This is a genomic window from Lactococcus sp. bn62 (assembly GCF_029492705.2).
GTDB classification, from domain to species: domain Bacteria; phylum Bacillota; class Bacilli; order Lactobacillales; family Streptococcaceae; genus Lactococcus; species Lactococcus petauri.
This window is the reverse complement of record NZ_CP120417.1, coordinates 1,023,464-1,040,436: the sequence shown is the minus strand read 5'-3', so window position 1 is coordinate 1,040,436 and position 16,973 is coordinate 1,023,464. Positions and strand designations below refer to the sequence as shown.

The window sequence follows — 16,973 nt, the reverse complement described above, 5'->3', positions numbered from 1 at the left end:
GCAAGAGTGAATTTTCTCTTTTCCTGGATATTAGGCAAGATTTCATAGAGCTTGCCGTTTGGGATTTAGTAGCTTTACAAGCAATTGCTCATAGCGAATTAAAAAATCAGAGACTTCTCTGATTTCATTTTTTTTATTTGTATCCTTTTAAAGTCAGGAATTCGACCTGTTTTTTACTTAATTCTAGCATATCAGCTACCGCTTCTAAGTCAAATTTCCCTGTAGACAAAAGGCGCTCTGCTGCGAGGTTTACACCAGACTTAATACCCAACTCAAGGACAGGATTTGTCTTGTCATTGGAATCCATGATGTACTTGTTATCTGGAAGATCAAAAAGAACTTTTACGGCACCAAAGAGTTGCTCAAAAGAATCAATTTCGACGTCGTGTACTTTTTTTCCTTGTGAAATACTACGTCCGCGGTGATTAAACCACATTGTTTTCCAGCCACCGTTGTGACCGCCCATAACATCATTGTCGTAAGAGTCCCCTACATACAAAGTTGTCTCAGGATTCATACCAAATTGTTGCGCAGCCAAGTTAAAGATTTCTTTTTCTGGTTTTTGGAAACCAGTTGCTTGCGAAACAATCACATGACTTGGTTCAACATAATCATACAAACCAAGTTTACGTACTTTTTTTAGCTGATGTTCTGTTGGGCCATTAGTAATCACACCTACTGGAATATTACGTTTTTTCAGAAAATCAAGTGTCAAACGCATTTCATCAAGCATCGTGATATTTTCCAATTCATATTCATAAATTTCTTGGAAATAATCTCCGGTAGCACGTGAAATTTCAGGATAGCCTAAATCTTTAAGTGTTTCATTTGTACGATAAAAACGGAAATACTCAATATCCCACTCGCCCGCAATTACTTTTGGGAAACCAAGGTCTGAATAGTGACGGTAGCGAATGTAAGCTTTGTTCATATCGGTCAGGTCAAAGTCTGGGAAGACTTTCAAAATGGCACGTCTGAATGGTGCTTGCTGGTCATAAATTGTATCGTCAACGTCAAAAACTATTGCATTAATCATTTTTCTTTGTTTTTATCTTTCTAATTTCTCACCGATAATACGGACTTCTGCTTCTAGTGTTAATCCAGAATTTTCCTTCACATGCTCAATGACATAAGCAATCAAATTTTCGTAATCTGTAGCTGTACCCTGATCGACATTAACCATAAAGCCAGCATGCTTTTTAGATACTTCCACACCACCGATACGGTGCCCTTGCATACCTGCCTCTTGGATAAGCTGTCCGGCGAAATGTCCGGCAGGGCGTTTGAATACTGAACCACAGCTCGGATATTCGAGCGGTTGCTTACTTTCACGTAGTCCTGTTAAGCGGTCCATTTCCGCTTTGATAACTGAAGCATCACCAGCTTCAAGTTTAAACTGAGCTGATACAACAATCAAGTCCTCATCACGAATAACAGAATGGCGATAGCCGAATTTCATTTGGTCTGCCTCTAATACACGGAGATGACCTTCCTGGTCAATAACAGTACAATTGAGTAAAACATGGGCGATTTCACCGCTATAGGCGCCAGCATTCATAAAGACTGCCCCACCAACAGAACCAGGAATACCACATGCAAACTCGAAGCCCGTCAAGGCATGATCAAGCGCAACATGTGTGGTGTCAATCAATTTTGCGCCTGCTTCAGCTGTGATTACATTTTTATCTACTTTTACGTGATTCATTTTTTCAAGTAAAATCACTAAACCACGAATACCACCATCACGAACGATTAAGTTGGATGCATTACCCAATACTGTAATTGGTGTTTCTGCTGCTCGTGCTAAGTCGAGAAGCTCGCTTAACTCTTCACTTGAAGCGGGAAAAGCAAGAAAATCTGCTGGTCCGCCAACTTTGGTGTAGGTGTAATTTGACAATGGCTCGTCATATTTGACAAGCAAATCAGGAAATTTTTCGAAATCAGATTTTTTTAGCATAGAACTATTTTACCACAAATTCATTCTAGGACGGTAAAAATTTATAAAACAGCTTGATGGTTTTTGTTTAACAATAACTCAGAATTCACAACGGACTTAGGCACTCTGAAATTATACAATAACCTAAGGCGTATTGGACATAAAAAACCTGTCTTACGACAAGCCTCTTAAATTATCAAGTTGTTGAGCAAATATTTCAGGAATGTCGACCTGGAACTCAAGCAGTTCGCCCGTTGCAGGATGCTCAAAACCTAGGGTTTCGGCATGGAGAAATTGTCCATTGTTTGGCGTTAAAGTTTTACTTGGGCCATAGAGAGGATCTCCAGCGATTGGGAAGCCAATATAAGCCATGTGTACACGTATCTGATGTGTACGCCCTGTTTCAAGCTCAAGGGCAACAAGAGTATATCCAGGGAAACGTTCCAAAACGGTAAAATGCGTTTTGGCTGGTTTTCCACCTGAAATCACAGCTTGCTTCTTACGCTCTTTAGGATTGCGACCAATCGGGGCTTCAATCGTACCTTTTTCATTTGGTAACTCGCCATGCACAAGTGCAATATAACGGCGTTTATTTGTTTTTGCTTTGAGCTGTGCCGCTAAAGACTCATGTGCGGCATCATTTTTGGCAATCATCAGTAAACCGGAAGTATCCTTATCGATACGATGGACAATTCCGGGGCGAATCACACCATTAATAGAAGAAAGATCTTTGATGTGGTACATAATGGCGTTGACCAATGTACCTGAAGCATGTCCCGCACTTGGGTGAACAACCATTCCTTGGGGCTTGTTAATTACTGCCACATCAGAATCTTCATAAACAATATCTAAAGGAATATCTTCAGCTTGGATATCAAGCACTTCAACTTCTGGTAATTCGTAGGCGATAGTTTCCCCTGCTTTTACTTTATATTTTGCTTTTTTTACTTGCCCGTCTACCGTTACTTTCCCATCACGAATCAGCTCTGTCAATACTGAACGTGAAGCATCACTCAAGTTTGCTAAAGCCTTGTCTAAACGAAGCCCCGCATTTGGCTCGTCAATAATTACTACTGTCATTTATTCTACCTCTTTGTCTAAAATAATCGCGATAAAGAGTACTACAAAACCTATTGAAAGCAGTATATCAGCGATATTAAATATTGGAAAATTGATGAAATCCGTCTGGAACATGTCCACCACAAAAGATTGTCGCACCCGGTCAATAAAGTTCCCTAGCGCTCCCGAAATAATCAACGTCAGTGCGGCAAAGTACCAGTTTTGATTTATTTTTTTATTAAGGAAATAAAGGGCGCCTATAATCACGATCGGTGTCAAGATGAGGAAAAACCATTGTTTTCCTTCGAGCATCGACCAAGCTGCGCCTTCGTTTCGAAGATAGGTTAGGCTGAGGATACCAGGAATAAATTCCTTTTCTCCTCCCAATGGAATATTAGCAACAGTCCAAGCTTTCAATAGCTGATCTGCAAGAATACCGAGAAGTATTAAGCCAAGGGAGATTATTTTTTTCATACTCTTTATTATACTATATAGAGCCAATAAAAGATAATAGAAGTTCATATAGGAAGAAAATTGAGGAAAAGTCACAAAAAAATAACACTTTGGCTCAAGAAAGGCTACTTGGCCAAAAGTGTTATCTCCTCCTATCCGTTTCAACTTGCAAAATATTTTTGAATCATATTTTCGTATATTTTGATAAAGTCTAAAAAGCTATCTATAAGGACATACTCGTCAACAGCATGCGCTGTAGCATTTCCGGGCCCACAAACCACAATATCAAGATTAGGATTAGCTCTTACAAACTGTGAGGCGTCTGTTCCACCAGATACACCAACTTGTGGTACTTTCTGCTGCAGATGTTCTTCCAAAACTTCAGAAGTTACTTTTACTATTTTTGAGTCTGGGCTACTTTTGACAGGAGAAACATTTTCGGTGACCTCTAAAGATAACTCTACTGCTTGCTCACGATTGCATTCGTCAATCAGCGCTTGAATATCCGCAATCAATTTTTCATTAGACAATGCGGGAATGGTACGGATTTTCACACCCATACTCGCGTTGGCCGGAACAGTATTGATCTGTTCACCACCATTAATCAAAGTCACGACTGGAATAGTTGAACCTAAAAGATCATCTTCTTCTGTAAGCTTATCAAAATATGCTTTTTGTTTATCATAAAACTTAAGTAAACCTTCGATGGCATTTTGACCCAGCTCTGGCATTGAGCTATGTGCAGCCTTACCTTTGGCATGTACCTTATAGTTGACGGAACCTTTATGGCCAATAAAGATGAGACGCATCTCCCCGTCGAACTTCGGAATATCGAGCGGAATAGTATCTTTCATTTGTTGCAATGTGGCGAAGTCTCCGCCTGTTGGCTCACAGACAACTAAAGCTTCCATATCATCGGCATAACCAAGTTCTGCAAGCTGACCTGCTCCAAGTTCACCTTTTTCTTCACCTACAGTAGCGAGTAAGCGCACTGTCCCATTCAGAGAAACGCCACTTTCTTTGAGATTAATCATAGCTACAACGGCTGCAACAAGGCCAGACTTCATGTCTGTAGTGCCACGTCCGTACATTTTTCCCTCTTCGGTTACAGTCGCACTTAAAGGCGGATATGTCCACTTACTTTCATCTCCTAAAGATACTGTATCTTCATGCCCATCAAAACCTATTACCGGACCATTACCGTTTCCAATCTCGGCAATCAGACTGGCGCGTCCCTCGCTGTAAGGAATTATCTTGGCTGCAATATCATGCTCTTGAAGTAACGCACGCAAATAGTTCGCCACTTCTTCTTCGTTGCCATTGACTGAGTTGATTTGGACCACATCTTGTAATATTTTTATAGCATCTAAAGCCATTTTAATACCTCTTATCGTCTTTTTTAATACTTCTAGCTTATCACTATAGTAAAAGATATTGGGGTAAAAAAAGGCAGATGGGAAGCAACAAAAAAAGACGAATATTACTCGTCATTTTTGGTGATTAAAATATGTAGATAGTCCTCAATATCCTCGATTTCCCTTCGCGTGAGGAAAGGATGAACAAGGAATAACTGCGCTGGTTTTTTCAAATTACTGTGCTCACCCATAGCGCTTGTCGAAATAACGATATCTACATTTTGTTCTGGTTCTGATAGACTTGTGATTATTTTTAAATTATAAAGATGACCAAATTGATTAAAAATTTGTCGGATTAACAATTTTTCTAGCATCTCGGACAAGTCAGTATCAATGAAGAGCGTGATTTCTTTTTCCTGAAACTGGACGGGCATAAAGAAGGATAAAGCCAATATATACTCGCCAATCAAATATTCTTCATTTAAAAAGAGTGTGAGACCACTTTCTTGATATAGCTCAGCAAGGAGTTTTTTCAAAGACTGGCGCATGACTGGGAAAAAGTAAGACGAAACGTTAATTGCATGGTGCCCAGACTCTGAGAAAATGATATTTGAGAATAGGTCCGCATGCAAATGACAGGGATAAATATACCGCAAGAACAATCTTCTTTTCTCTTCAGAGAGTTTTCCTGTGTGGGTTTCCATTTTTTGCACCAAACGTTCTGTAGCTTCAAAGGCGGGTGTCCCTTCAAGAACACTCCAAAAATCGGGTGCTTTATGCTCAAGACTATTGTAAATTTTGCTCTTAGTCATGGCTTCAATCAGTAAAAAATCCACTTCATGTTTAGGAAAACCATAATTTTTGTAAAATAAAGCGTAAATATCCGTCTTCTCATCAATCCATTCACAAATCGAACGATATTTCTCCCAGCCTTCTTCCAAGTTTACTGAAAAGCCGCGTTGATATCTGCTGAAATTTATGGCGAACATATAGGCAATTTGATAAGCTGTAAACTGATTCATCTGTAAGTCTATCTCAAGACTTATTTGCGAAATCAAGTTAATGATTTTTTCTTTATTAACTCCTGAAAAAGGCCACTCATCGCCTCGGTAAAGGCGCCAAAAGAGAATATTTAGCATTCCTCTGACTTGTTGTTCATCCCCTTGAAAAAGATACTGTTTTTTTCTGGTTACAACCTTCACACCTAGATTGGCCATCATTTGATTGGCATTTGCGATGCGCTTTTTAATCAAAGATTCGCTGACAAAGTTCTCCATAGCCAAGCGTTCCAGATTTGCATCTTTATTTAAAGCAATCGAAAAGAGAATCTTATAAATAATGATATTTTCGATGAGTTTCTGGCGAAATTTTCGATAATCACGCGCATCCTTAATTTCTAAAAGGTTTCCGCGCCCTTTTAATATTTTGAGATTGAGATTGTCAGAGTCAAAAGATCTTATCTCATGAAGTAAACTATTAATCAAACTGGTCGTACGTTTTGTACTGATCCCCAAAGTTTTTGCCATTTCTTCGGCATCAATCCAGTCGCCCTTCTCTTTCATAAGTTCCAAAAGTTTGAGCTCCAAACTCACACTATCTTCTATCGCTGTTATTTTCATTATAAATATCCCTTACTTTTTGAATGCCCTATCTCCTTATTATAACTCTAAATTTGTAAACATTACAGTTTTTAATCGCGCAGATAACGTGGAATGAACTTCCTCATTTCGACTTCATTATATCCTACCAACATCTTATTTTTACCAATAATAATGGGTGTAATCAAACATTCTGGATGCTCAGTGACGAAAGCAAGAGCTTCTTTAAAAGTTAATTTATTGAGTCCCATTAGGGCTTTCAAGGTCTTCTTTGAAGATGTTCGTGATTTTTTAGTAATTTCTGCAAAACCACCTTCAGATAGAGATAAAATTTCCAGTAAATCCGTTTCTGATATTTTTTCAATTCGGACATATTTCGCTTCTATCCCATAGTTCTGAAACCACGAATTTGCTTTTTGACTGGCGGTACAAGGTTTGCGGTAGTATACTCTAATCAAGGCTTCACCTACAATTCTTTCCGTTTCATATATAGACAACTCTTCTATTTTATAATATTTAAAGCTGCAAAATAGTCACTTTACAGGAGATGGCAAAGCTCTTTTTGTAAAAAAAAAAAAGAGAGTAGACCCTCTTTTCATTTATATATAAATGGTGAACTGAGTTACCTCAGGTATAACTCCAAAACGCGCGTGAATCGATGTGGTTCCTATCCCTGTATTGACATATAATTGTGTAATGGCATCAAGCTGGTATAAGCCCCGTGTATACTTCTCAGCCAGAACATTTTTTATCGGATAGAAGGGAATCCAGACCTGACCACCGTGACTGTGACCCGCTAAAACTAGCTGTGTATCTGTACCGATAAAAGCATCCGCCACATCTGGCTCATGTGTCATCGTGATGGCATAGTTTTGACGGTAAGCAAGCGTATCGGATACCGAAGGATTTCCTAAAAGAGAATCGTCGAGTCCACCTAAGAAAACTTGGCGACCATCGCTCAATGTTAGAGTTTCTCCCTGGTTTCTTAGCACGGTAAATCCACCCGCCGACATAACATCTTCATAAACGCGGACAGCACCGCCACCATAATCATGATTGCCCCAAACGGCATACTTCCCAATATTTGCCTTAAAAGCTTTTAATTTTTCAATCATTGGTGCCATCTGTTCTGGATACTTGGAATAATTATCAAACAAATCTCCTGTAAACAAAAGAATATCTGGTTTTTGGGCATTAACCTTCTCAATCACCTTATCTAAACGATTGGTTTCATAGTACTCGGAAACCTGCAAATCAGAGATTTGCACAACGTTTAGTGGTGTCCGCTCATTTTTCTTTCCCAGCTCGACATGATTGACATGCACAAGGAAGGGCTCAACTTTCCAAGCATAGAAAGGCAGAGCAACGATGAGCAATATAAATACGCTTATGATAGATAAGAGGATACGTTTCGTTTTCTTTTTAGTTTTTTTACTTGTTCTTGGAGGTGTTTTTGTTTTCGGGTTTTGCATAGTGTTTTATTATAGCATAAAAGAGTGTTACGTTTGTAGACACTCTTTTATATCTTTTTATTTAAATATTAATAATTGTTATACTACTCCCAAATTAATTCCACTTTAACACTGAGATCAGCAGCCAATTTCTCCAACTTTCGCCGAGTATCCTTACGTGACAAATTGGTATAAAGCCAAATATTCTCTGAAACTTGAACAGAGCTTGGACGTCCACCATAAGTTGAACGTTTTGTTCCTAAAATAAAGGCATGACTTGGACGGTCATCCACAATTAATGACTTTATTTTTTCTGAATATTTGTTATCCTTCAACAGATTTCTCACAAACTCTACAAATAACTTCCTTGCTGAATTTGACGTTATTTTTTGTTTATCGTAAGAAATCACAAACTTGTCTGTTTTGACCTCTTTATGCTTTAATTCATAAGAAGGTGATTCCTCTCCAAAGAAGTTTAAACTTGCAATATCTTCATTTATTTCAAAAACTGTTTCATATAACGCTTCTGCTTGGAGCTTTTGAAGTTTTCCTATATAAGACGTATTCCCATTATTCAAATTTGTCAACTCAAAATCAGATTTTGTTTTAAAGTCTTGAATAAGCTTATGCTCAAGATACTCTGTTTCCGTTTTAGACATCTTTCCATCTTTTCTTGAAAAAAAGACCACAGATTCTGCCCAATTTTTTGCTTCATCAGATATATGTTGAGATAGACGCTGAGTTATAGTTTGACCCGCTGTTTGTCCAACGTATCTTTTATTCTGCCCGATTAACACATAAACAGCAGGAAACTTAGAAAATTCTTGCTCCTTAAGATAAGGGAAATCTTCGCGATTCATTGTAACTAAGATAACTGGATCGTGTTCATAGCAAAAAATACTGTCCTTTTGGTTATCCGAAAAAATAAAAACTTGCTTCATGTATAAAACCTATATCCTTTTGTGTTTCTCCATCAAATTATTCTCTCACCATTATAACATGCAGGACTTCAAATAAAAAAGAACAGCGAGATTCACTGTTCTTTTTAAGCATATACTACTCCCAAACAACTTCACGACTATTATCAACTGCCGTTATCCAAGTTTGACCTGACTTGAGCGGGATTTTGTTTCCTTGATCGTCGGTGAAGCTGATATTTATTTGTGCATTTGGTTTGGCCCAATTTCCTTCCTGGACTTTGCCGTTTTGGAAAATATACGCCTTGCCCGTGCCGGTCGTTTCGATGTCCATGTGATTACCGTCTGCGGATAGTTTTTGATTGACCATGATTGCAATAACTACATCTGGTGAAATTTGACCCTTTTCTCGGTCTTGATGTGCTTCACCACCTTGGAAACGTTGATAGGTCTTGCTGGCTGTATCGTAATGATAGCTGACTTCAAAAATACCGGTAGAGACTGGAAGGCTGATAGCTTGAGCAGCTGGCAGGTCACTTTCTGTTTTATCTGACTTGAGTGCTTGTCTGTCCCAGCTTTCGAAATCAGATTTCTTCTTATCCAGCTTGGTCATATACTTGTCCAAACCGCTCATTTTCGTATACATATTATGTGGTGCCACGCGGTCCTCAGAACGCCAGAAGATACCCTCAGGTGCTTTAAATTGATCTAAGTCTGCGACATAATCACCCGACTTAACCATGTTCAAAGCTAACTCTGAGCCACCCACGTGAGCTAAGCCAGCATCAAAACCAGCTGCCCACTCCACAAAGTAAGGACGAATAGAACGCACAGGGCCAATCAAATCAGGCTGTGCTTCCTGATAAAGGGCTACGAAGCGTGTGATGCCTCCTTCAGCGACAGCTTCAAAAACCACTCCCGCATCTTTAAGACCGGATTGCGGTCGCGCTTCTGGTGAATTTTCCACCATCACGGCAGTTACCGGGCGTTTTGCCTTATCAGCTGTCGTTTCAAGGCCTGTAAGTTCTGAGCGTACAGGACCTGATTTTTCCTCTTGTTTTACTTCTTCTTTTGCCGTTTTTGGAGCAAAGACCTTCGTTTGCCAAAGGAAGAGCCCAACTGCACCAACTAAAAGGGCGATGATGATAGCGATTACTTTTTTCTTCATAGTTTTATTATATCAGAAAAGTCCTTTCTTTCACCATTTTAGTCTTCTAAATAAGTTAAAAGCCTCATCAAAACGTAACTTTTTTCAATGGAAATTCACTTCATATATTTTTTCGCACTAGCCTCAATCTCCATAATCAAGCTCTCATCTGTAAGACTAATGACTTCACGAATGACTGCGTTAAGCCCTTTTTCTTTTAATGCTTCTTGCAAAGCCACAGCTTCTTTATCGTTTTCGTCTTTGTAGGCAAATATTTTCCCCACAACTGCCAAATGGCTTCGATAAGATAAACCGCATTCAGAAAGTTCACGGATTGGGCGGATAAAGCGTTCATCGTAGCCTAGCTTACGCATCGGAGTTCGTGCTACACGGCTTATCTCATCCACTATCTCTGTGTTTGAGAAGCGCTCAATAATCGTTTCATGATAAGCTTTCAACTCTTCCTCAGTAAAGTCCCATTTGGCTAAGAGCAACTGGCGTGTTTCAGCTTGGACGTCTTTAAGTGAGGCCAATACTTCATTATTTTGCAAGGCTTCTAAAATAGTTTGGTAACCATAATATGCGCCTGTATAAGCCACTGTCGCATGACCACTGTTAACAGAGAAGAGTTTACGTTCAATATAAGGTTCCAAATCTCTGGCATAATGAACACCTTCAAGTTTTACTTCACTGTTCTTCAGTTGACTTTCATCCACAACCCACTCACGGAAGGGTTCAACGACAACATAGAGCGGATCTTCATGCGATTGATTGGGCACGATACGGTCGACTGCCGCATTGGGAAAGCCAATCTTCAAATCTACAAATTCTAAATCAGCTGGAGTTAAATATTCTTTGACCTTATCAAAAAGAAATTCGGAACCCCCAATCATGTTTTCACAGGCAAGGATGTCTAATCGTTTTTGATTTCCTTGGGCTTTACGCTTTTGAATGCCTTTGGCAATCAGTTCCGCAATAAAAGGAAGGATGTTGGGTCCAATTGCTGTAGTAACGATATCAGCCTCTGCGATAGCCTCAACTACTGCTTCAGGATTCTGCGCATTGTTAATGCCCGAAACGCTATGGACTTGAATTTTTTCATGCGATTGATCTGCCAGCTCAATCGTATATTTCCCTTCCTCATTTAAAGCGTTGATGATTTTTTCATTAACATCGACAAAGGCAATTTCAAAACCGTTCTTATATAAGATTTCTCCGATGAAACCACGTCCGATATTTCCTGCGCCAAAATGTACTGCTTTTTTCATTTGTATTTACCTTCATTTCTTCTTTTTACTCCTTCATTGTAATCGTTTTCTTTACGCTACTAAATAAAAATCTTGGCACTTTTTACTGTGCCAAGATTTTTGAGATTGTCTAGTTTTCAAAGTATGCTGCGATTTCATCAACAGTTTGTGCATCTGCGATTTTAACGACATTATCGACATCAGCGCAGAAAAGCGAGATTTTTTGGATAAGCTCCAAATGATCGTCTCCCACACCTGCTATTCCAAATAAAACAGTCGCCACTTTGCGTTCTTCAGCATCACCAAAGTTTATGCCCCGAGGAACTTGCACAATACATATGCCGGTTTTTTTAACTTCTTTTTTTGCTTCATCTGTGCCGTGAGGGATGGCGATAAAATTCCCCATATATACAGAAAGTTCCTCGTTGCGTTGAACCATAGCTGGAATATAGGCTGCGGTCACACAGCCTGCATCATGAAGTAAGGAACCACAATATTCAATCGCTTCTTCTTTTGTTTCAAAATGTTTATTTAGTTTTATCAGATTTCTTTGAATTCTCATTTTATTCTCCATATTTTTGGATTGATTCAGTCATAATCGTTTTTAAGAGCTCTTCAACAACTTCTTGATTACCGGAATCATAAATTTTCGTATACAGTTTATTTTCGATGATTGAGCTCGATATTCTTCCCAAGAGATATGTCGTATAATGGTCAACTTCTGGAGGTGCTAATAACAAGAGAACACGATTAACGCTTATCTTTTCTTGGTTCATGGCAATTACTTCTATGCGCTCCTCTAGATCATATATTTTGAAAAGCGGATACGGCACTGTTCCATGGAGACCATGAAGCAGTGCAATATTTGTATCCGGAATGGCCAAATGTGTCGCCTCAAAACGTTCTAACAAGAGCCGAGCCAATCCTTCTTTTTCTGAAAAACCCAAGCGCTGTACAATAAGTTCAATAACAGCTTGCAAATGGGGTGGGTTTTCTAAAGTTTCCAGAGAAAATTCTTCTAATATAGTATTACTTATACTGAATAACCTGCTTAGATCTACTGTATGTCGAGGCTCTTCTTCTCTATTTTCTTTCCTTGCCTCTTGTTGAATCACACGCAATTGGTGACGAATATCATCCGTATTTTTCTGATCCAATATACGACTCACATAAATATAATCCAACTCTTTTTCTGTTGTAAATACTACATCATAGTGCTCCAGATCCGGTATTTCAGACAATTGGATAATATCGATACGCTTCAAAAAGGGGAAATTTTTCTTTAAGTGACTGATCAAAAATTCACAAGAGATTCGCCCCCGACTTGTCACAATAGCCGCTGTTAAGGGAAGAACCAAATCACTTCTTTCAAGAGTCGCTACGAAATGCAAAGTTACAAAAGCTGTATCTGTGCTGGAGAATTTCCGTGAAAATATTTTCGGCAGAACATCCTGCACCACTTTAAAAACTTTTTTGTTGTCCGCTTCAATCTTTTTGATAAACTTATTTTCTTTTTCGGAGGAAAGATCCGGTAAAATTTCTGTTTCTTTTAGATGAGCATAAAGAAGGCCATAGAGTTTATCGTCTTTGATAAAAGCAATATCCATTTTTTGTGAAACTTCACTGATCAGTTGGCGTACTTTATACGAAAACTGACTGTCAAATTTTTCCATAAAAAGAACTTCACGACCAAAACCAAAGTAAAGTACATCATAAATACTGGCTAGATATACAATCTCTGTGAGACTAAAAGATGTTCCCCCTAGCTCTTGGATAATTTCCCTTACAAAGGCAATTGCTTCTTTACTTGGTTTACGCCAAAGTCCAGATGAAATTGTCTTTCCTTGGTTAATCCTTAGCAGTGTTATGCCAAGGAAAAATTGCATCAAAACCTTACTTTTATCGACCGCTTTTATCTCGACATTTTTTTCAAAGATTGCTTTTGCTGTCTCTAAAAACTGTGTTTCCAAAAATGAAGAAATTTTACCTTCCGCAAAATCGCCATTCAATGCTTCACTGATACTCATCGAGTCATTTAATATCGAAACCAAGACCGAACGAATTTTTTCTTCTTTTCCAGTAATCCAAATTTCGTCATCTTGATGTAAAAAGAGTTCATTTTCTTCACAAATTTTATCTAAATGTTTCAAATCCGAAATAACAGTGGGCAAACTTACTGCAAAACGTTCTGCTAATTCTTCAAGAGAATGATGCTTCGTGACTAAAAGAACAATCTCAGCTTTTTGTCTTTCTTGAGGCGAAAACTCCTTGAGCTCCTGAAGTTGCTCTAACCGGGCAAGATCTCCTTCTAAATAATAGCCTTCTGTTGAAGTACGTAAATAAATACCCATATTAGGCAAAGTCAGTTGAAATTTATCTAAATCCCGATAAATTGTTCTTCTGCTGGCTCCAGTCGCTTCCATCATATCTGCAACGGTCAGGGTTTTCTTCACTAAAAATTCTTGGATGATTTGTTGTTCACGTTGTGTTACTAACACGAGGTTTCCCCCTTTACTTTTGGTTTATAACTTGTTCAAACGTGCGACAAGTTGATCATATCTTGGTGTTGTAATCAGACTTTCAACTTCTAGATATTGAGCATTAGGCGCAACTCTTTTAGCACGATGGGTAAACTCTTCTGTAGTTACAATCATGATGTTTGTTGCATTGAAAGCTGCTAAACCTAAAAACTCTACATCTGAAATCGGAAGCTGAATGCCATTCATCTTAAAGATGGCACCTAATGTTTCTTTACCCATCGTTGCGGATCCGATATGCTCACCATCATGAGCAAAGACAACCTCATCGATTTGATTCAAATCTATTTCTTCTTCTACTGTTGGACTGTTCGTTAAGGTTACCGGTTCACTTTTAGATGGCTCTGAAGCCTGTGTTTGAGACAATTGGGAAATAATCTCATCGTATTTTGGTGAATTTAAAAAGTTGGAAACAGAATATCGAATTGCATCTGGTGACATTGTCGCCGCACGAGCAGCTAATTCTTCTTGTGTGACAACGATAGTATCTGGCCCTGCTTTCAGATTAGCAATAGCAATATTTGTAACATCTTGTGGCAAACCAGCTTTATTTACCTTGTTTCTTAGGATGGATGCACCCATCGCAGATGAACCCATACCCGCATCACAAGCAAAAATGATATGTTTAACCGCTGAAAAATCAACTGCTTCGTGAGATGGAGCAACTTGCCCTTTGGCAACAGCCTTCGCTTCCGAAAGATTGGCTTGTGCTTCTTCAAGTGCTGAATCATCAACCATTGACTTGTCACGTTTCAAAATGAAGGACGCAACAAGGAAGGAAACACCGGCAGCTACAAGAATACCGACCCAAACACTAAGAATATTTCCCAAGCCTCCTGCAGCCTTACCAGAAGCCATTCCTGTGATGGCAATAATTGAACCTGGAGATGCTGGTGCTTGAAGGCCTGCCCCCAAGAAATTGTTTGTCAAAGTACCTGATACACCACCAGCAATTACTGCGAAAAACAGAGCTGGTTTCATCATCACGTATGGGAAATAAATTTCGTGAATACCACCAATAAATTGAATAATTATCGCACCTGGTGCTGTAGCTTTTGCTGAACCTTTACCAAAGAGCCAAAAGGCAATCAAAATACCAAGACCTGGTCCAGGGTTTGCTTCGAGTAAAAACAATAGTGACTTTCCTTGTTCACTGGCTTGTTGGATACCCAAAGGCGTCAAAATACCTTGGTTAATGGCATTATTTAAAAATAGAATTTTAGCAGGTTCAATAAAGACATTTGCTAAAGGAATAAGGTGGTTGGAAACAAGGAAATCAACTCCTTGCCCCATAATATCTGTTAAAGCTGCAACTAATGGACCAATTACTTTTACAGCAAATAATGAAATACCAAAACCGACAAGACCGGCTGAAAAATTGTTAATCAACATCTCAAGCCCTGCTTTGATATGAGGTTGCACGACTTGGTCGAATTTTTTAATCAGCCAAGCTCCAAGAGGACCTAAAATCATAGCACCTAAAATCATCGGAACATTGCCGTTTTCATTAAGACCGCCCATCGTAGTTGTTGCTGTGGCAACAATCGAACCAAATGTGGCAATTGCACCAACAACACCTCCGCGGTGATCATAGATATTCTTACCGCCTGTATAACCAATCATGACTGGAATAAGAAAGACAAGCATTGGGCCAACCATAGCAGCAAAAGTACTGTTTGGTGTGAAACCATCTGGGATAAAGAACATCGTGAGAACACCCCAAGCAATTAAGATTGGAATGTTAGGCATAACCATATTTGAGAGTGCTGTTCCAAGTTTCTGAACCCGCACTTTAAGACTAGTTTTTTCTTTCATTACAACTCCTTATAAGATAATTAATATTGTATATTTAGATTGTAAACGCTTTCGATTATGTTTCATAAAAAAACCTTGGCACTTTTTATTGTGTCAGGGTTTTTATTGTGTGTTTTATTTTTGAGGATAAAGATAAAGCAAACTTCTCTGTCTATTTCTTTTAGTAAAGTGAGAGTATATCTTCTCCAAGAGTTACTTCTGAATTTTACTTTGTAACAAATCAAAAATATACGCTTCCAAAGGAAGTATAGCACATGTATTAGATTATTTCCATTTTCTTTCACTTTTATTAATAAGAGTGTTTGTACTCCAAATTATCGCTCACTCTCTTTTGAGTAACGCTTCTTTCATAGAAAAAACAAGAAGTCCAACGACTTCTTGTTTTTATTCAACCGTCTGCAACATATATTCCAACCAGTCTCCTGAGTCAACAGGTACTAACTGATCATTGGAATTAAGACTTGCATTTGGATTATAGTGATAATAGTAAACTTCTTCCGTTTGACCGTTACTGAGAGAGGCTGTGGTACTTCGACGGAGGTACTCACTGTTTTCTGGACTTTCTGGGTTAAAGTTTTCCATACCATCGAGCGTTCGAATACTTTTTGAGAAGTCATAAAAGGTAAAAACTTCTCCTATTATTTCTGAATCACCGTCAAAGATTGCGGGATAACCCTTATTTTCAATATGGAAGAGATTGCCCTTAATTTTTGCTGGTGTACTTTCCAGAACCTCACCTTTTAAATATTTTTCATAGTTAAACATGTCTGTACGTAAGCTACCGTATACAAAAACTTTCCTTAACATATTTCCCCACCAATAACACGTAAATCTTCAGAATAGTGCGTGCATGCTTCTAAGGCAACTTCAATCCCTTTAACAATCTCGTCCAATGACATATAAGGTGTATCTTTTTTATCAATGACTTGTGATGTAGCATAAGGAATATGAATGAAACCAGCTTTAACTTCGGGATATTTTTTCTCTAAGAGGTAACGCACACCATAGAAAACATGGTTGCATACAAAGGTACCGGCTGTGTTAGACAAGGTTCCAGGAATGCCAGCTTTATTTAATTCGCTAACAATTGCTTTAACTGGCAATGTAGAGAAATATGCTGGAGCACCATCTTCTTTTACAGGCTCATCGACAGGCTGATTGCCTTCATTATCTGGAATTCTGAAATCATCCACATTAATGGCGACACGTTCTGGCGTAATCGCAAAGCGTCCACCAGCTTGGCCAATATTTACAACCACATCTGGATGATGTTTTTCAATAGCTTCTTCAATTTTTTCGAGTGATTTATAACGCACAGTCGGAATAATCAACTTAATAATCTCAGCACCGTTGATTTCTGATGCAACACGTTTCACAGCTTCTTCAGCTGGATTGAGTGCTTCACCACCAAATGGATCAAAACCTGTTAACAAAATTTTCATAATAGAATAATCTCCT

The 16,973-nt window shown here is 38.6% G+C and carries 16 protein-coding genes; all 16 read right to left on the bottom strand.

Annotated features, from left to right (window positions below):
- Nucleotides 1-133: 133 nt before the first annotated feature.
- Nucleotides 134-1,036: an HAD family hydrolase gene (locus P3G65_RS05495; RefSeq protein WP_019292513.1), complete on the bottom strand. Its 903-nt coding sequence runs from the start codon at nucleotides 1,034-1,036 to the stop codon at nucleotides 134-136.
- 12 nt (nucleotides 1,037-1,048) lie between these two features.
- Nucleotides 1,049-1,957, bottom strand: coding sequence for a UDP-N-acetylmuramate dehydrogenase (gene murB / locus P3G65_RS05490; protein WP_019292514.1), 909 nt, complete (start codon nucleotides 1,955-1,957; stop codon nucleotides 1,049-1,051).
- Between the two features lie 153 nt (nucleotides 1,958-2,110).
- Nucleotides 2,111-3,016, bottom strand: coding sequence for an RluA family pseudouridine synthase (locus P3G65_RS05485; protein ID WP_019292515.1), 906 nt, complete (start codon nucleotides 3,014-3,016; stop codon nucleotides 2,111-2,113).
- The gene (gene lspA / locus P3G65_RS05480; RefSeq protein WP_029346205.1) at nucleotides 3,017-3,469 is read right to left on the bottom strand and encodes a signal peptidase II; all 453 of its coding nucleotides are present in this window, start codon (nucleotides 3,467-3,469) and stop codon (nucleotides 3,017-3,019) included.
- 140 nt (nucleotides 3,470-3,609) lie between these two features.
- Nucleotides 3,610-4,824, bottom strand: a complete 1,215-nt coding sequence (locus P3G65_RS05475; protein WP_019292517.1) for an ArgE/DapE family deacylase — start codon at nucleotides 4,822-4,824, stop codon at nucleotides 3,610-3,612.
- A 104-nt stretch (nucleotides 4,825-4,928) separates the two neighbouring features.
- Nucleotides 4,929-6,422: a helix-turn-helix domain-containing protein gene (locus P3G65_RS05470; RefSeq protein ID WP_019292518.1), complete on the bottom strand. Its 1,494-nt coding sequence runs from the start codon at nucleotides 6,420-6,422 to the stop codon at nucleotides 4,929-4,931.
- Nucleotides 6,423-6,493: 71 nt separating this feature from the next.
- Nucleotides 6,494-6,898, bottom strand: a complete 405-nt coding sequence (locus P3G65_RS05465; RefSeq protein ID WP_019292519.1) for an ArsC/Spx/MgsR family protein — start codon at nucleotides 6,896-6,898, stop codon at nucleotides 6,494-6,496.
- Nucleotides 6,899-7,000: 102 nt separating this feature from the next.
- Nucleotides 7,001-7,873 carry a metallophosphoesterase gene (locus P3G65_RS05460; RefSeq protein ID WP_019292520.1) on the bottom strand — a complete coding sequence of 291 codons (873 nt, stop codon included), beginning with the start codon at nucleotides 7,871-7,873 and terminating at the stop codon, nucleotides 7,001-7,003.
- A gap of 83 nt (nucleotides 7,874-7,956) precedes the next feature.
- On the bottom strand, nucleotides 7,957-8,793 hold the full coding sequence (locus tag P3G65_RS05455) for a GIY-YIG nuclease family protein (RefSeq protein ID WP_019292521.1): 837 nt from the start codon (nucleotides 8,791-8,793) through the stop codon (nucleotides 7,957-7,959).
- A gap of 115 nt (nucleotides 8,794-8,908) precedes the next feature.
- Nucleotides 8,909-9,937 carry a DUF3048 domain-containing protein gene (locus P3G65_RS05450; RefSeq protein WP_284071353.1) on the bottom strand — a complete coding sequence of 343 codons (1,029 nt, stop codon included), beginning with the start codon at nucleotides 9,935-9,937 and terminating at the stop codon, nucleotides 8,909-8,911.
- Between the two features lie 95 nt (nucleotides 9,938-10,032).
- Complete coding sequence (locus tag P3G65_RS05445; RefSeq protein WP_019292523.1) at nucleotides 10,033-11,184, bottom strand: mannitol-1-phosphate 5-dehydrogenase; 1,152 nt, start codon at nucleotides 11,182-11,184, stop codon at nucleotides 10,033-10,035.
- Nucleotides 11,185-11,293: 109 nt separating this feature from the next.
- A complete protein-coding gene (locus P3G65_RS05440) occupies nucleotides 11,294-11,725 on the bottom strand; it encodes a PTS sugar transporter subunit IIA (protein ID WP_019292524.1) in 432 nt (143 codons plus the stop codon).
- Between the two features lies 1 nt (nucleotide 11,726).
- Nucleotides 11,727-13,661, bottom strand: a complete 1,935-nt coding sequence (locus P3G65_RS05435; RefSeq protein WP_019292525.1) for a transcription antiterminator — start codon at nucleotides 13,659-13,661, stop codon at nucleotides 11,727-11,729.
- 24 nt (nucleotides 13,662-13,685) lie between these two features.
- Complete coding sequence (locus tag P3G65_RS05430; RefSeq protein ID WP_284071352.1) at nucleotides 13,686-15,515, bottom strand: PTS transporter subunit EIIC; 1,830 nt, start codon at nucleotides 15,513-15,515, stop codon at nucleotides 13,686-13,688.
- Between the two features lie 384 nt (nucleotides 15,516-15,899).
- The gene (locus P3G65_RS05425; protein ID WP_019292527.1) at nucleotides 15,900-16,322 is read right to left on the bottom strand and encodes a gamma-glutamylcyclotransferase; all 423 of its coding nucleotides are present in this window, start codon (nucleotides 16,320-16,322) and stop codon (nucleotides 15,900-15,902) included.
- Complete coding sequence (gene pcp, locus P3G65_RS05420) at nucleotides 16,316-16,957, bottom strand: pyroglutamyl-peptidase I (protein WP_019292528.1); 642 nt, start codon at nucleotides 16,955-16,957, stop codon at nucleotides 16,316-16,318. Before pcp ends, P3G65_RS05425 begins: the two co-directional genes overlap by 7 nt.
- Nucleotides 16,958-16,973 lie beyond the last annotated feature (16 nt).

Bases quoted from the DNA above. Each gene is read 5' to 3' on its own strand.
- P3G65_RS05485 (WP_019292515.1), bottom strand. From the start codon at position 3,016: ATGACAGTAGTAATTATTGACGAGCCAAATGCGGGGCTTCGTTTAGAC.
- murB (WP_019292514.1), bottom strand. From the start codon at position 1,957: ATGCTAAAAAAATCTGATTTCGAAAAATTTCCTGATTTGCTTGTCAAA.
- P3G65_RS05455 (WP_019292521.1), bottom strand. From the start codon at position 8,793: ATGAAGCAAGTTTTTATTTTTTCGGATAACCAAAAGGACAGTATTTTT.
- P3G65_RS05460 (WP_019292520.1), bottom strand. From the start codon at position 7,873: ATGCAAAACCCGAAAACAAAAACACCTCCAAGAACAAGTAAAAAAACT.
- P3G65_RS05440 (WP_019292524.1), bottom strand. From the start codon at position 11,725: ATGAGAATTCAAAGAAATCTGATAAAACTAAATAAACATTTTGAAACA.
- P3G65_RS05450 (WP_284071353.1), bottom strand. From the start codon at position 9,937: ATGAAGAAAAAAGTAATCGCTATCATCATCGCCCTTTTAGTTGGTGCA.
- P3G65_RS05475 (WP_019292517.1), bottom strand. From the start codon at position 4,824: ATGGCTTTAGATGCTATAAAAATATTACAAGATGTGGTCCAAATCAAC.
- pcp (WP_019292528.1), bottom strand. From the start codon at position 16,957: ATGAAAATTTTGTTAACAGGTTTTGATCCATTTGGTGGTGAAGCACTC.
- lspA (WP_029346205.1), bottom strand. From the start codon at position 3,469: ATGAAAAAAATAATCTCCCTTGGCTTAATACTTCTCGGTATTCTTGCA.
- P3G65_RS05430 (WP_284071352.1), bottom strand. From the start codon at position 15,515: ATGAAAGAAAAAACTAGTCTTAAAGTGCGGGTTCAGAAACTTGGAACA.
- P3G65_RS05495 (WP_019292513.1), bottom strand. From the start codon at position 1,036: ATGATTAATGCAATAGTTTTTGACGTTGACGATACAATTTATGACCAG.
- P3G65_RS05425 (WP_019292527.1), bottom strand. From the start codon at position 16,322: ATGTTAAGGAAAGTTTTTGTATACGGTAGCTTACGTACAGACATGTTT.
- P3G65_RS05470 (WP_019292518.1), bottom strand. From the start codon at position 6,422: ATGAAAATAACAGCGATAGAAGATAGTGTGAGTTTGGAGCTCAAACTT.
- P3G65_RS05445 (WP_019292523.1), bottom strand. From the start codon at position 11,184: ATGAAAAAAGCAGTACATTTTGGCGCAGGAAATATCGGACGTGGTTTC.